This window comes from Thalassotalea marina, assembly GCF_014656435.1.
GTDB classification, from domain to species: domain Bacteria; phylum Pseudomonadota; class Gammaproteobacteria; order Enterobacterales; family Alteromonadaceae; genus Thalassotalea_C; species Thalassotalea_C marina.
On the sequence record NZ_BNCK01000015.1, the window covers coordinates 33,719 to 48,606 of the forward strand.

The following is a 14,888-nucleotide window of genomic DNA, read 5'->3' on the forward strand; positions in this document are numbered from 1 at the left end:
CAACAAAAATATTATTTCTCATTAGTATAGTGGACAGGAAACTGCCGGTGTAGATTTTCAAGGGATTTCCACAAGCTCTTTTTCGCTAAATTGTTTACCATCCAATTGGGTAAATCACCATTAGGATTTGCTAAAAATTGATAGCTAACACTAATTGTATGTTCGCTTGTTTTGATTATCGACCAGCAGCCAAATTCCATTGTCATCGCGATGGTATCATCGGGCGGGGTAAACGGACTATTCTCGACTGCTATTTTCATTGTTGATGAAGAATGTAAAGTGATAGTTGATTTGGCTGACATGACTCTTGGGCTTACGACAAAAAAACCATCAAAATAGGTAGTAATAATGGATTGTTTATTGTCTATTTGAGTGATATCTACTTTACTTGCGCGATCTAGCCAGGATAAGACATTGTCTTCAAGATTGAGAAATTGGTAAAACTTTTCGATTGAGGTGTTTAATTTTATATTGGCCTTTAGGGCATTAATAGCACTTATATCTGTTTGAGCAAAGTGAACTGAATAGTTATTGTTACTGCGCCACAATTGCCAAGTGCTTATGTTGATATCATCACAACTGGCTTTGGCAATAGATGGGTAAATAGCGGAAATAACCACTGTTATTAGGGCAGAAATAGAGCTAATTTTTTTCATCAAAAGAGTATACCAAACCAATTTCGCTACCTATAAAGATTTAATCTGTTATTTAACACTTTATTCATTGCATTACAGGGCATAATCCCCTATATTCACCCGCTTACGTGAAGAGAGCAAAAAGATTTATCGATAACGCTTTTTAATCTCAATATTAGAAATATTAAAACACTTAACATTCGACACTTGGTAGGTGCCGACACTGTAAAAAGGAAAATTCATGCCTGTAATTACTCTTCCTGACGGTAGTCAACGTTCTTTCGATAATGCTATTTCTGTAATGGATGTTGCATTAGATATCGGTCCTGGCTTAGCAAAAGCAACAATCGCAGGGCGCGTTAATGGCGATCTAGTTGATGCATGTGAATTAATCACTGAAGATGCCAACTTGCAACTGATCACCAATAAAGATGAAGATGGTTTAGAAATTATTCGTCACTCGTGTGCGCATTTATTAGGGCATGCGATTAAACAATTATGGCCAAACACCAAAATGGCGATTGGGCCAGTTATCGACAACGGCTTTTACTACGATGTCGATTTAGATCATTCTATTAATGAAGAAGATTTAGCTAAATTAGAAAAGCGCATGCTTGATTTAGCAACGACAAATTACGACGTTGTTAAGAAGACAGTTTCTTGGCAAGAAGCACGTGACACATTTGAATCACGTGGCGAAACGTACAAAATGGAAATCCTAGACGAAAATATCGAAAAAGATGATCGTCCAGGCTTATACCATCATGAAGAATACATTGATATGTGTCGTGGTCCACACGTACCAAATATGCGTCACTGTCATCACCTTAAGTTAATGAAAGTGTCGGGTGCGTATTGGCGTGGCGACTCTGACAATAAAATGTTGCAGCGTATATACGGCACAGCGTGGGCTGATAAAAAGCAACTAAAAGCTTATATTCAGCGTTTAGCAGAAGCTGAAAAGCGTGATCACCGTAAAATTGGTAAGGCACTTGATTTATTTCACTGGCAAGAAGAAGCGCCAGGCATGGTGTTTTGGCATAATGACGGTTGGACTATATACACTGAGCTAGAAAAGTTTGTTCGTGAAAAGCTACATGAGTACGATTATGACGAAGTAAAAGGCCCATTAATGATGGACCGTGTGCTTTGGGAACGTTCAGGCCATTGGGACAAATACTCTGATGCAATGTTTACGACTGAATCAGAAAAGCGTGAATATGCAATTAAACCAATGAACTGTCCAGGTCACGTGCAAATCTTTAACCAAGGGTTAAAATCTTACCGTGATTTACCATTAAGAATGGCTGAATTTGGTTGTTGTCACCGTAACGAACCATCGGGTGCGTTACACGGCTTGATGCGCGTGCGTGGCTTTACTCAAGACGATGCTCATATTTTCTGTACTGAAAATCAAGTTCAAAATGAAGTCACTAAATGTATTGAAATGGTTTACGACGTTTACCAAACATTTGGTTTTGAAGACATTATCGTTAAGTTATCAACTCGTCCTGAGCAACGTATTGGTAGCGACGAAATGTGGGATAAAGCGGAAGAAGGCCTAGCTGAAGCGCTGAAAAGTAAAGATATCAGTTTTGAATACTTGCCAGGCGAGGGAGCTTTCTACGGCCCTAAAATTGAGTTTACTTTACTCGACTGTTTAGGTCGTAATTGGCAATGTGGTACAGTTCAGCTAGACTTTGCTTTGCCAGAGCGACTTGGTGCTACGTATGTTGGTGAAGATAACGAACGTTATCAACCAGTTATGATTCACCGGGCCATTTTAGGTTCACTTGAACGTTTTATTGGTATCTTAATTGAAGAATACTCTGGTAAATTCCCGACTTGGTTATCACCAATTCAGGCAACTGTGATGAATATTACTGACAAACAGTCAGAATATTGTGAAAAAGTTGTAAAAAAACTAAAAGAAAATGGATTTAGAGCAAAAGTAGACTTGAGAAATGAGAAGATAGGCTTTAAAATCCGCGAGCACACTTTGAAGCGTGTTCCATATCTTTTAGTTGTTGGTGACAAAGAAATGGAAAATGGCGAAATTGCCATCCGCACACGAAGTGGAGAAGATTTAGGAAAAATGTCTGTTGACGACTTCATTGCGAAGCTAAGCGAAGAAGTTGCTACGCGGGCATAATTGCTAGCCTAAGCAAGTGCTTAGGCTTTTGCTAAATTGTTTGTTTATATGCTTGGAGGAATAAACTATTAAAGGTAGTTTAAAAGGCGGTCAAAAAGAACCGCAACACAAACTGAATGAAGCGATTACAGCGTCTGAAGTACGATTAATCGGTTTAGAGAATGAAGCTATTGGCGTTGTTTCACTTAACGAAGCGTTAGATGAAGCAGAAAAAGCGGGCGTTGATCTTGTAGAAATCAGCCCTACTGCTAAGCCACCAGTTTGTCGCGTGATGGACTACGGTAAGTTCCTCTACGAGAAGAGCAAGCAGCAAAAAGAGCAAAAGAAAAAGCAAAAGCAGATTCAGGTTAAGGAAATTAAATTCCGTCCTGGAACCGACGAGGGTGATTATCAAGTGAAATTACGTAACTTGAAGCGCTTCGTTGAAGGTGGCGACAAAGTGAAAGTTACTTTGCGTTTCCGTGGTCGTGAGATGGCACACCAAGAACTGGGTATTGAACTTTTAACTCGCGTTAAAAACGATTTAGAAGAGCTTACAACAGTGGAGTCTTTCCCTAGAAAAGCGGAAGGTCGCCAAATGGTGATGGTACTTGCACCTAAAAAATAATCAATAGTTGGTCATGCAAGTAGTAGATTTAATCTACTCACCGCTATTGTGTAAGGGGTACTGTTAGGCCTGAAAGTAAAACAAGTTACATTGTTTTCGCCTACTTTACCAAAGTTCATGGCAATGTGGAGTAAACATCAATGCCTAAAATGAAAACGAATAAAGGCGCTGCTAAGCGCTTTAAAAAGACTGCTTCAGGCGGTTACAAATGCAAACAAGCTGGTCTTCGTCATATCTTGACTAAGCGTCGCACTAAAGTAAAACGTCATTTACGTCCTAAGAGCATGGTTGCAGCTGCTGATGTTAAATCAGTAGATCGCATGTTAGGTTGCGCGTAAGGTTAAGAGGAGATTAGATAATGGCAAGAGTAAAACGCGGTGTTGTAGCACGTCGTTCTCACAAAAAAATCCTAAAGCAAGCTAAAGGCTACTACGGTGCTCGTAGTCGCGTTTATCGCGTTGCTTTCCAAGCTGTAACTAAAGCTGGCCAATACGCATACCGTGACCGTCGTCAACGTAAGCGTCAATTCCGTCAACTTTGGATTGCTCGTATTAACGCGGCGTCTCGTCAAAATGGTTTATCTTACAGCCGTTTCATCAATGGCTTGAAAAAAGCTTCGATTGAAATCGATCGTAAGATCCTTGCTGACATCGCAGTATACGATAAAGCAGCATTTTCTGTTTTAGTTGAAAAAGCGCAAGCTTCTTTAGCATAAACTAGAATGTAATACTGGGAAGGGCGCTACGGCGTCCTTTTCCGTTTCTAACTGCGGTTATTGATGAGCCTGAGAGCCTATTTGTTTACTTATATAATCTGCAAGTAAACAAATATACTCTTGAAAGAAAAGGTTTCAAACATGACAGTTGCTAGTGGTGTTCTTGCCGTTAATAACGATTTACCCATTCGTACCCATTTACCTGTACACAGTGGCAAAGTTCGCTCTGTTTACTGGTTAACTCAAGCAGATAGTGCACGCCTTATTGAAGAAAAAGGCTATCCAGTACCGTCAGATACAGAGCTGGCGATTATGGTGATAAGTGATCGTATTTCAGCGTTTGATTGTATTTGGAAGGGTGAAGGTGACTTGCGTGGTGTACCAGGAAAAGGTGCAGCACTGAATGCCATTTCAAATCATTGGTTTAAATTGTTCAAAGAACAAGGCTTAGCTGACAGCCATATTTTGGATATTCCTCACCCATTTGTTTGGATAGTACAAAAAGCAAAACCTGTGATGATTGAAGCGATTTGCCGAAGCTATATTACCGGTTCAATGTGGCGAGCTTATGAAAAGGGTGAGCGAGATTTTTGTGGGATCCAATTACCAGAAGGCTTAACTCGTGACAGTAAGCTTGATGAGTTATTAATGACGCCATCAACTAAAGGTATTTTAAAAGGTATTGAAGGTGTGCCTGAAGCTGATGACGTCAACATTACCCGTGAAAACATCGTAAACAACTATCAAGCATTTAACTTTAAATCGATTGATGATGTCGCTTTGTATGAAAAGTTATTGAAGGAAGGGTTTGACGTTATTTCATCTGCGCTAGCTGAGTTAGACCAAATTTTTGTCGATACAAAATTTGAATTTGGCTATGTGAAAGATAAAGATGGTAACGACAAGCTGATCTATATGGATGAAGTAGGAACACCGGATTCATCTAGAATATGGGATGGTCCAGCTTATCGCGAAGGTAAAGTGGTTGAAAATTCCAAAGAAGGCTTCCGTCAATTATTGTTATCGCATTTCCCAGATCCAGATATTCTACTGAATAAAGAACGCATGGATGAAAGAACAGCGTTGGCAAATGACAACGAATTGCCTGTAGAAGTGTTGATGCAAGTATCAAAAACTTATACTGATATTGCAGAGAAAATCACAGGTCAAAAAATTGTTCTCAGTGACGATCCTAAAGCTGAAATTATCAAGGTATTAAAAGATCAATACCAATTAATTGATTAATCAGCTCCTCAATGCAAAATGTAAAAACGCTCTGTGTTCTTCATAGGGCGTTTTTAGTTTAATAACCTTAATTCCTCACGCTTAATTCCGTTACTCTCATTTATTAGTATTGTCCATTGAATTGGCATCATTTTCAGTTGCCTCCTATAGTTAGTTTCAACTGCATTTTTAAATTTGTTACTGTTCAAAAGGAAGTTGCATGTTTGGCGCTAAACAATCTAATGATGAATTTCAAAAATTAACGGCCAAGGTCGAGGCAATTAATCGTGTACAAGCGGTAATTGAATTTACTTTAGACGGAACAATCGTCGACGCCAATAATAATTTTTTGTCAGTAATGGGTTATTCATTACAAGAGGTTGTAGGAAAGCATCATAGTATGTTTACCACCAAGGAGCACGCTGCAAGTAGCGAATACAAACAATTTTGGCAAAAGCTAAATAAAGGTGAATTCGACGCTGGAGAATATAAAAGAATAGCCAAAGGGGGAAAAGAAGTTTGGATAAATGCATCTTACAACCCTATTCATGATAAAAACGGAAAAGTTGTTGGTGTGATTAAATTTGCTACTGATATAACCCAAAGTAAACGTCAGCTAGCCAATTTTGAGGGGCAAATTAAAGCTATTGGTCAATCTCAGGCAGTAATCGAATTTGAACTTGATGGCACTATCATTTCTGCAAATGCTAACTTTTTAGCGGCGATGGGCTATTCCCTTGATGAAATCAGCGGTAAACATCATCGAATATTTGCAGAGCCAGAATATGCCAATAGCCCAGAATATAAAGCTTTTTGGCAGCAATTAAATCAAGGGCAATTTGACTCAGGCGAATACAAACGTATTGGAAAACACGGCAAAGAAGTATGGATTCAAGCTACTTACAATCCGATACTGGATGCCAATGGTAAACCGTACAAAGTAGTTAAATATGCGGTTGATATTACCGAACGAAAGCGAGCTATTGAAGAAGTTAAAGATGCATTGCAATTAATGTCTGAAGGCGATTTAACCGTTAAAATTAATAATAACTTGGGCAGTGAGTTCCAAGTGTTAAAAGATTCAATCAATGAACTGACCACTAACCTCAATAATATGTTCACATCAGTATCGAGCGCGGCAAAAAATGTTTCTCACGCTGCATTAGAATTGAAAAAAGGTAATCAAGATTTAAGCAGTAGAACCGAATCGCAAGCGGCGAGCTTAGAAGAAACTGCTTCTGCAATGGAGCAACTAACCCGAACCGTTCAAGAAAATGCTAATAATGCTGGTGAGGCAATGGCTAAGTCTCAATCCGTTATGGGGAAGGCGAGTGAAGGTGAAGGTGCTGCAAATGACGCCATTCAAGCAATGCAAGGCATAGAACAATCGAGTAAAAAAATATCCGATATTATTAGTGTGATAGATGAAATCGCCTTTCAAACCAATCTACTTGCGTTAAACGCCGCTGTAGAAGCGGCAAGAGCAGGTGAGCAAGGTCGAGGCTTTGCTGTTGTTGCATCAGAAGTTAGAAACCTTGCTCAACGAAGTGCCTCCGCTGCAAGAGAAATCAAAGGGTTGATCAAAGACAGTGTTGCTGCTGTCAATCAAGGCAGCCAACTTGTCGACAACACAGGACAAACGTTAAATGCATTAATTGGCGCAGTTGAAGAAGTAGTTTTTATGGTGGCACAAATTGACACCGCGAGCAAAGAGCAAGCTGTTGGAATTAATGAAGTCAGTGGTGCGGTTAGCCAAATGGATGAAATGACGCAACAAAATGCTGCCTTGGTAGAAGAAGCAACGGCTGCAAGTTTGTCCTTAGAAAACAATGCTAGTTTATTATTAGAGCAGTTAACTTTGTTTAAAATTGAACAATCGAATAATGTTAAAGGTAGCTCAACTTTAATCGACAAAGTCTCAAATGAACCTCGATCTTCAATAATGGAAGCTTCTGATTGGCAATAGGTTTAAACAAAATATCATACCGACATTTCATTTTTTATTGTTGAAATAATGTAAATAAGAGCTGATTTTTATCAGCTCGATCGTCATATTGTTCGAATAAGCTAAATTTACGGAACAAATTAAGCAAATCCCATGGTTTTTACTTAATATTGCACAATATTTTGTGTAGAATCTTAGCCCTTTTCTAAAATCAACAAATAGTCTACCTAAAAGCATATTTTTCAATTGCTTTAGTGCTGTTTCAGAGGAAATCATGAACTTAGACGACATAATTTTGCAGGCAGAGCAAGCGATAGCTGCCGCGGCTGATCTACAAGAACTTGATCATGTTCGCGTTAGCTTTCTTGGTAAAAAAGGGCAGTTTACCGAGCTTATGAAAGGCTTAAGCCAATTGCCAAAAGAAGAAAAGCCAAAAGCAGGCCAGGTAATTAACATTGCAAAACAGCAAGTACAAAAATTGTTGAACGAGCGTGGTGAACTGCTTCGCGCCGAAGCGATCAATAAAAAATTAGCCGCTGAAACAATAGATGTGACTTTACCTGGGCGTGGTAATGAACTTGGTGGCCTTCACCCTGTCACACGCACAATTGAACGCATAGAAAGCTTTTTTGGTGATTTAGGTTTTGCTGTTAAACAAGGCCCTGAAGTTGAAGATGATTTTCATAACTTTGATGCATTAAACATTCCTGAACACCATCCAGCTCGTCAGGATCATGATACGTTTTACTTTAACCCTAAGTTAGTGTTACGTACTCAAACTTCTGGTGTGCAAATTCGTACCATGGAAAAAGAGCAACCACCGTTGCGTATTATTTCTCCGGGAAAAGTTTATCGTAATGACTACGATCAAACACATACACCAATGTTCCATCAGGTTGAAGGCCTTATGGTAGACAAAGATGTATCGTTTACCCATTTAAAAGGTATTTTGCACGATTTCTTACACCACTTCTTTGAAGAGGATCTGGAAATTCGCTTCCGTCCTTCTTATTTCCCATTTACAGAGCCTTCTGCTGAAGTAGATGTAAAAGGCAAAAATGGTAAATGGTTAGAAGTATTAGGTTGTGGCATGGTACATCCTAATGTTTTAAAAGCAGTAGGTATTGATCCAGAAGTGTATTCTGGTTTTGCCTTTGGTATGGGGGTAGAGCGTTTAACAATGTTACGTTATGGCGTGAATGACTTACGTGCCTTCTTCGAAAATGATCTGCGATTCTTGAAACAATTTAAGTAGGACTACTCATCATGAAATTTAGTGAATCTTGGTTACGCGAGTGGGTAAACCCTGCTATTTCATCAGACGATCTTGCTCATCAAATCACGATGGCTGGTTTAGAGGTTGACGGTGTTGATCCTGTTGCAGGAGAGTTTTCAGGCATTGTTGTCGGTGAAGTTGTTGAATGTGGACAACACCCAGATGCAGACAAATTGCGTGTAACAAAAATTAATGTGGGTTCAGCCAGCGAAGACGGTGAATTATTAGATATCGTTTGTGGTGCTTCTAACTGCCGTTTAGGGCTTAAAGTTGCCGTAGCAATGGTAGGTGCTGTTTTACCAGGTAATTTTAAAATTAAAAAAGCAAAACTTCGTGGACAACCTTCATTTGGAATGTTGTGTAGCGAATCTGAAATGGGTTTAGCAGAAGAAAGCGATGGCATCATCGAATTACCACAAGACGCACCTATTGGTACTGATATTCGCGAATACCTAAACTTAAACGATGCAACTATTGATGTTGATTTAACGGCAAACCGTGGTGATTGTTTAGGTATTAAAGGTCTAGCGCGAGAAGTTGGCGTATTAAACAGCCTTGAAGTGACTGAGCCTGCGATTGAAGCGGTTGTACCAACCATTGACGATACACGTGAAATTACTTTGTCAGCCCCTCAGGCATGTCCTCGTTATTTAGGACGTGTGATCAAAAATGTTAATGTAGATGCGCAATCACCATTGTGGCTAGTAGAAAAGCTGCGTCGTTGTGGTGTGCGTTCAATTGACCCTATTGTTGATGTAACAAACTATGTGTTACTTGAGCAAGGGCATCCAATGCATGCGTTTGATCTTAATGCCATCGATGGCGCTATTGATGTTCGTTTTGCCCAAGCTGATGAAAAATTAACAACACTTGATGAAAATGAAGTGTCTCTCAAAGAAAACACATTGCTAATTGCTGATAACAGTAAAGCGCTAGCAATTGCTGGTATTTTTGGCGGCTTACATTCAGGTGTTACTAAAGCAACTAAAGACATCTTCTTAGAAAGTGCCTTTTTTGCACCTTTGGCTATTTTAGGTAAGGCGCGCCAATACGGTCTTCATACTGATGCTTCACATCGTTATGAGCGTGGTGTCGACCCAGAACTTCAGCGTCAAGCAATGGAAAGAGCAACACAATTGTTGTTAGAAATTGTTGGTGGCGAAGCAGGTCCAATTGTTGAAGCGGTATCTGAAGAACATTTGCCAAAAGCCAAACAAGTGACACTTAGAAGAAGTAAGTTAGATTCTCGTATTGGTTATCATATCAATGATGAAAAAGTGACTGAAATTCTAACTCGCTTAGGTTTTACCGTTTCATTTGAAAATGATGTTTGGCAGGTTAAAGTGCCAACGTATCGTTTTGACATCGCTATTGAAGAAGATTTAACGGAAGAAGTTGCGCGAATTTTTGGTTACAACAACATTCCAAATGTAGCGCCTGTTGCCTCTTTAGCAATGTGTGAACGTAAAGAAGCACAATTACCTATTAAGCGTTTACGCCAAACGTTAGTAACTCGTGGTTATCAAGAAGCGATCACTTATAGCTTCGTAGATCCAAAAGTACAACAGTTACTTCACCCAGAACAAGAAGTGATGACGTTACCGCACCCAATTTCATCTGAAATGTCGGTGATGCGCCTTAGTTTATTGACTGGTTTACTTCAATCTGTGGTTTACAACCAAAACAGACAACAAACACGCGTGAAGCTATTTGAAACTGGCTTACGTTTTGTTCCTGATGAAACAGCTGAAAATGGTGTTCGCCAAGAGCCAATGATTGCTGGTGTATTTGCTGGTAACCGTAACCAAGAACATTGGGATATGGAAAAAGCAGCAAGCGACTTTTTTGATATCAAGGCTGATGTTGAGGCACTAATTGCAAGAACAGCAAACCCTGCTGCTTATACTTTTGCAAAAGGTAAACATGTGGCACTTCATCCTGGTCAAACAGCTGAAATTTTCAAAGATGGAAATTCAATTGGTTATGTTGGAGCCTTACATCCTGAATTAGAAAGGAAATTAGGCCTCAATGGACGTACATTAGTGTTTGAACTTTTATTGGATGAAATTTCGACACTCAATATCCCTGTAGCTGGCGAAATATCTCGCTTTCCGGCAAATAGAAGGGACATTGCAGTTATCGTTGATGTAGCAGTTGAAGTAAAAAATGTGTTACAACTCATTGAAAATGTTGGCGGAAATTATTTAGTTGATCTAAACTTGTTCGATGTATACCGAGGTACTGGCATCGATGACGGTTGTAAGAGTCTAGCTATCGCCTTGATACTGCAAGATCATGAAAAAACTCTTGAAGAAAAAGATATCAATGATGTTGTCAGTCGTGTAGTTGAAACATTAAAAAATGAACTTAATGCATCACTGAGGGATTAAGCCAATGGCGCTAACCAAAGCAGAAGTCGCAGAACACTTATTTGAAAAAGTTGGGCTAAGCAAGCGCGACGCAAAAGATATAGTTGAAGTGTTTTTTGAAGAAATTCGTGAAACCTTAGAAGCTGGAGAGCAAGTAAAGCTTTCTGGTTTCGGCAACTTTGATTTGCGCGAAAAAAGCGAGCGCCCAGGGAGAAATCCTAAAACAGGGGAAGACATTCCAATCTCGGCACGTCGAGTGGTGACCTTTAGACCAGGTCAAAAGCTTAAAAGTCGTGTTGAAGACGGCAACGGTTAGCCGAAATTGATTAAAGGGTTACTTAGGTAACCCTTTTTCAATTATTCTGAGTATTGGACAATCATGTCTACTCTTAAAACACGCCCACATGATGGTGACGTGCAATCATTTCTTGCATCCATTGAAAACGACGTTCGTCGGGAAGATGCTTTTACACTTCTATCATTATTTTCTAAAGTAACACAAGAGCCTGCGGTAATGTGGGGTGATAGTATAGTTGGCTTTGGCGAATACCGTTATACCAATTCTAAAGGGGAGTTTAGTTGGTTACTGACAGGCTTCTCTCCGCGCAAACAAAACCTAACTTTGTATATTATGCAAGGCTTTGATAATTATCAGCAGCAACTAGCAAAACTGGGCAAAGTTAAAACAGCGAAGTCGTGTTTGTATATTTCTCGTCTAGACAAAATAGATTTAGTTGCTCTTGAAGATATGTTGATGACTACGGTTGCCGATATGAGAGCAAAATACAGTTAATAGTTCATTGTTAGTAATCTATTGCAAAAAAATTAATTGAAAAATAAATGTAAGATCTTGCCTACCTTTGTTACCAATAGGTAAAAAGACAAATTTGTACAACATGCCAGAAAGTTTTTACCAATTAAAATTAAAACCACACTTAGGAATGCTATTTAAGCTTTGCCGAGTATATTGCGTTAATGAAAGTGACTTAGATGACTTGATGCAAGAGGTTTGTTTACAAGTTTTTTTGAGCAGCAAAACATTTAAAGGCCATGCTAAGTGGAGCACGTGGATGTATCGTGTCGCCTTAAATGTATGTTTAACCTTTAAACGTCAACAAAAAAGCCATGAGTTGTACACAGATTCGATTAATAACTCTAGCAATGTAGAGCAAAGCGCAGAGTCTCTTGAATTGTTGTACATGGGGATCAGAAAACTTAAACCCTTAGACAGAGCGCTGTTACTGATGCATTTAGAGGGATTTACCTATGAAGAGATTGCGAAAGTGTTAGGAGGCAATGAAAACAGCCTAGCAGTACGTATCAATAGATTAAAGGGTAAAGTGGCACAGGAGATCAATAAACATGACCATTAATATCAATGAACTATGGCAACAACAAACCATAAATAATGCAGACTTAGAAAAATATCTGCACCGAAAGGAATCAGAGTCTAACGATTTGTTAATGCAATTAGCCAATAAATATCAAGCAAATATCAAATGGATAGGCATTGGAGCCTTATTATCGATGATTGTTTTACCTTTACTCGAACTTTATTACATGGGAGCGGCACTGACACTTACCTTTGTATCGGTATATATCATCAGTAATAAGCGTTTAAATGCGCTACATTTGATTGATAAAAATCAATCTTGTTTGGCCTATCTTACGGATTATCGACAGTACCTTAGCCAGTCTCAACAGTTTTACGGCAAACTTTATCAATTTATTTATCCTTTATTGTTTGTAAGTGCTTTAGGGCAGTTTTTTACCGGTGAGGTTGGTGAGTATTTTCTGTTGTCGTTTACAGATGATAACGATGCAATGGTGTTTGGTGTGCCTGTGTTAGTCGCATGTTATTCTTTGTTAGCAACAGGGTTAATCGCGATATCTGCAAAAGCACTTTATAACAAAGAGGTTGAACATATATATGGGCAAGACTTTAGTAAGTTAGATGGATTGATATCAGAATTAGAAGCGTTAACTTAGTGATAGACTGTATGCTCCATTTAATTGTTGTAGCTCGTATTTAATCCTACGGTTTTACTGATTAGGGTTAGGTTTAATCTGATAGACAGCGATAAGTGAGTAGCTGACGTACACACTGAACTTTTTGCTTACCAATGGCATATGTTCAGTAACACAAAACAATGTAGCAACTTCAGGCCTATAGCCTACACATTAATGAGTAGGAATTAATAGCTGAGAATCGCTTCATTAGAGTAGCTTACTCAATGGGCTTACCACACCGTTGGCTCCCTGCTGCAAGACATGAGTATATATTTGTGTTGTTTTAACATCTGAGTGACCAAGCTGACTTTGCACGGTTCGAATATCGGCACCCGATTGCAGTAAATGAGTTGCAAAAGAATGTCTTAGTGTGTGAGGCGTAATTATTTTAGTTAGTTGTGCTTTTAACGCAGCCTTTTTAATTGCTTTGCGCACCCCTGTGGGATAAAAGTGATGCCGTCTAATTTCGCCTGTTTCAGGATCTACACTTAACTTATAAGAGGGAAACAAATATTGCCAAGCCAGAGATTTATTAGCTGAAGGATATTTGCGAGCAAGGGCGTTCGGCATCCAAACTCCCGAGTATTGCTCGTTTTTTATATCAAGCTGCAAATAATCATTTGCCTGCATAATCTGACTTCTCAATAATGGAATCAACTCCGTGGCTAAAGTCACTATGCGGTGTTTATTACCTTTGCCATTCCATATACGAATACTCTTATAATCGAAATCAATATCTTGAACACGTAATTGGACAGCCTCCATTACACGTAAACCGCTACCGTACATTAAGCCAGCGATTAAATAATAGCGTTTATCTAAAAATGACATTAACAATTTAACTTCATCGGGTGTCATAACAATGGGAAGTTTTTGCTGTTTTTTACTACGTACAAATACTAGGTTAGGCGATAACTCTTGTTTTATTATGTGTTTATATAAAAATGCCAGCGCATTTAAAGCCGTTGCTTGGGTTTTAGGAGATACATTTTTCTTCAAAACCAAATAGTCTAAATATTTTTCGACCTCGTTATCTCCCATAGATGAGGGGTGTCGCTTATCGTGATAATTAATAAACCCAGCAATCCATTTCAAATAAGTGTCAACCGACCGTAAAGAATATTGTTTAATTAACATGTAATCTATGATTGAGTTTAAAAATGGCGAGCGTGTTCTCATAATCATTCCATTGAAAATTTATAACTGTACATACATACAGTCTGGCTGATTTGCCCCCATAGTCAAGAAAACGAGTAAATGGGGCGTTTTCTACTTTTTGTCAAAAGGTGATTTGTCTAAATATAATTATTTAGCAATGGGTTAAATTGTATGTTAAAACTGGTTCAATCAGATAAACGACCCAACCAATGGTAGAAAAACGACCCGTTGGGTCGATATTAAATTGTTATATGTTTAGGAAGAACCGAGTCATATGAAGAATTTTTTATTACTAATTTTTGTTATTGTATCTTTTTTTTCAGCACCTCTCGCTTTAGCAAACGAGGCCTGCCAAAAAATCTTTTCATCTGCTGTTATTGTTCATAAGAGTAAAGTTAAAGGTGTATCCAAAGAAAAACTAATCAGTTCATTGCCTTCGAGAAAAGAGGCGAAAAATAACGGAAGGATTAACACGCTTTATCATATTATTGACGAAGTATATGACTATCCAACATTAGATGGATTAGTTTACTCAACTTATAGAGCGGAATTGTGCTACCTAGTCTTTAGCGGGCAAAAAACAAACAATGAAGAATTTGGTGCGGTTCATAAAAAATTAGAATCTTGCGGTACAAAAAGCGATAAGAGAGAAAAAACGGAGTGTAGTATGAGGGTAGCAAGTTCAGTTTAGTTAAGTAAACATATAACAAGCCAATCAAGCGACGGGACTGCTAAAGCTTGGCTCGGTTCCGCTTCGCTACACAGTTTAGCCAAGCATTTATCAGCCCCTTATTGGG

The 14,888-nt window shown here is 38.8% G+C and carries 14 protein-coding genes and 2 pseudogenes; 14 read left to right on the top strand and 2 right to left on the bottom strand.

Going from position 1 to position 14,888, the window contains the following annotated elements; all coding sequences use genetic code 11:
- Positions 1-11: 11 nt before the first annotated feature.
- On the bottom strand, positions 12-656 hold the full coding sequence (locus IE199_RS21085) for an SRPBCC family protein (RefSeq protein WP_189774773.1): 645 nt from the start codon (positions 654-656) through the stop codon (positions 12-14).
- Between the two features lie 220 nt (positions 657-876).
- On the opposite strand from IE199_RS21085, the gene thrS reads away from it, so the two are divergent.
- The 13 genes and pseudogenes from thrS (at position 877) to IE199_RS21145 (ending at position 12,912) form a co-directional block, all read left to right on the top strand.
- On the top strand, positions 877-2,787 hold the full coding sequence (gene thrS / locus IE199_RS21090; RefSeq protein ID WP_189774775.1) for a threonine--tRNA ligase: 1,911 nt from the start codon (positions 877-879) through the stop codon (positions 2,785-2,787).
- 67 nt (positions 2,788-2,854) lie between these two features.
- Positions 2,855-3,394, top strand: coding sequence for a translation initiation factor IF-3 (gene infC / locus IE199_RS21095; RefSeq protein ID WP_189774809.1), 540 nt, complete (start codon positions 2,855-2,857; stop codon positions 3,392-3,394).
- A 140-nt stretch (positions 3,395-3,534) separates the two neighbouring features.
- Entirely contained in the window at positions 3,535-3,732 is a 198-nt protein-coding gene (rpmI, locus tag IE199_RS21100) for a 50S ribosomal protein L35 (RefSeq protein WP_189774777.1), read from the top strand.
- Between the two features lie 20 nt (positions 3,733-3,752).
- Complete coding sequence (gene rplT / locus IE199_RS21105) at positions 3,753-4,109, top strand: 50S ribosomal protein L20 (protein ID WP_189774779.1); 357 nt, start codon at positions 3,753-3,755, stop codon at positions 4,107-4,109.
- 141 nt (positions 4,110-4,250) lie between these two features.
- Positions 4,251-5,354 carry a phosphoribosylaminoimidazolesuccinocarboxamide synthase gene (locus IE199_RS21110; protein WP_189774781.1) on the top strand — a complete coding sequence of 368 codons (1,104 nt, stop codon included), beginning with the start codon at positions 4,251-4,253 and terminating at the stop codon, positions 5,352-5,354.
- 199 nt (positions 5,355-5,553) lie between these two features.
- A pseudogene (locus IE199_RS22185) lies at positions 5,554-6,381 on the top strand (PAS domain-containing protein); the annotation flags it as partial.
- Positions 6,382-6,651: 270 nt separating this feature from the next.
- A pseudogene (locus tag IE199_RS22190) lies at positions 6,652-7,299 on the top strand (methyl-accepting chemotaxis protein); the annotation flags it as partial.
- A gap of 253 nt (positions 7,300-7,552) precedes the next feature.
- Entirely contained in the window at positions 7,553-8,533 is a 981-nt protein-coding gene (gene pheS / locus IE199_RS21120) for a phenylalanine--tRNA ligase subunit alpha (protein WP_189774785.1), read from the top strand.
- Positions 8,534-8,544: 11 nt separating this feature from the next.
- Positions 8,545-10,944, top strand: a complete 2,400-nt coding sequence (gene pheT / locus IE199_RS21125) for a phenylalanine--tRNA ligase subunit beta (RefSeq protein WP_189774787.1) — start codon at positions 8,545-8,547, stop codon at positions 10,942-10,944.
- 4 nt (positions 10,945-10,948) lie between these two features.
- Positions 10,949-11,239, top strand: a complete 291-nt coding sequence (ihfA, locus tag IE199_RS21130) for an integration host factor subunit alpha (RefSeq protein ID WP_189774789.1) — start codon at positions 10,949-10,951, stop codon at positions 11,237-11,239.
- Positions 11,240-11,302: 63 nt separating this feature from the next.
- Complete coding sequence (locus IE199_RS21135; RefSeq protein ID WP_189774791.1) at positions 11,303-11,716, top strand: DUF1801 domain-containing protein; 414 nt, start codon at positions 11,303-11,305, stop codon at positions 11,714-11,716.
- A gap of 103 nt (positions 11,717-11,819) precedes the next feature.
- A complete protein-coding gene (locus IE199_RS21140; protein WP_189774793.1) occupies positions 11,820-12,296 on the top strand; it encodes an RNA polymerase sigma factor in 477 nt (158 codons plus the stop codon).
- Positions 12,286-12,912, top strand: coding sequence for a hypothetical protein (locus IE199_RS21145; RefSeq protein ID WP_189774796.1), 627 nt, complete (start codon positions 12,286-12,288; stop codon positions 12,910-12,912). Before IE199_RS21140 ends, IE199_RS21145 begins: the two co-directional genes overlap by 11 nt.
- 228 nt (positions 12,913-13,140) lie before the next feature.
- On the opposite strand, the gene IE199_RS21150 is transcribed toward IE199_RS21145, so the two are convergent.
- Positions 13,141-14,112: an integron integrase gene (locus IE199_RS21150; RefSeq protein ID WP_189774797.1), complete on the bottom strand. Its 972-nt coding sequence runs from the start codon at positions 14,110-14,112 to the stop codon at positions 13,141-13,143.
- A 253-nt stretch (positions 14,113-14,365) separates the two neighbouring features.
- On the opposite strand from IE199_RS21150, the gene IE199_RS21155 reads away from it, so the two are divergent.
- Entirely contained in the window at positions 14,366-14,782 is a 417-nt protein-coding gene (locus tag IE199_RS21155; protein WP_189774799.1) for a hypothetical protein, read from the top strand.
- Positions 14,783-14,888: the final 106 nt, after the last annotated feature.

Coding starts and splice junctions, on each gene's coding strand:
- IE199_RS21085 (WP_189774773.1), bottom strand. CDS start 656: ATGAAAAAAATTAGCTCTATTTCTGCCCTAATAACAGTGGTTATTTCC.
- thrS (WP_189774775.1), top strand. CDS start 877: ATGCCTGTAATTACTCTTCCTGACGGTAGTCAACGTTCTTTCGATAAT.
- rpmI (WP_189774777.1), top strand. CDS start 3,535: ATGCCTAAAATGAAAACGAATAAAGGCGCTGCTAAGCGCTTTAAAAAG.
- rplT (WP_189774779.1), top strand. CDS start 3,753: ATGGCAAGAGTAAAACGCGGTGTTGTAGCACGTCGTTCTCACAAAAAA.
- IE199_RS21110 (WP_189774781.1), top strand. CDS start 4,251: ATGACAGTTGCTAGTGGTGTTCTTGCCGTTAATAACGATTTACCCATT.
- pheS (WP_189774785.1), top strand. CDS start 7,553: ATGAACTTAGACGACATAATTTTGCAGGCAGAGCAAGCGATAGCTGCC.
- pheT (WP_189774787.1), top strand. CDS start 8,545: ATGAAATTTAGTGAATCTTGGTTACGCGAGTGGGTAAACCCTGCTATT.
- ihfA (WP_189774789.1), top strand. CDS start 10,949: ATGGCGCTAACCAAAGCAGAAGTCGCAGAACACTTATTTGAAAAAGTT.
- IE199_RS21135 (WP_189774791.1), top strand. CDS start 11,303: ATGTCTACTCTTAAAACACGCCCACATGATGGTGACGTGCAATCATTT.
- IE199_RS21140 (WP_189774793.1), top strand. CDS start 11,820: ATGCCAGAAAGTTTTTACCAATTAAAATTAAAACCACACTTAGGAATG.
- IE199_RS21145 (WP_189774796.1), top strand. CDS start 12,286: ATGACCATTAATATCAATGAACTATGGCAACAACAAACCATAAATAAT.
- IE199_RS21150 (WP_189774797.1), bottom strand. CDS start 14,112: ATGAGAACACGCTCGCCATTTTTAAACTCAATCATAGATTACATGTTA.
- IE199_RS21155 (WP_189774799.1), top strand. CDS start 14,366: ATGAAGAATTTTTTATTACTAATTTTTGTTATTGTATCTTTTTTTTCA.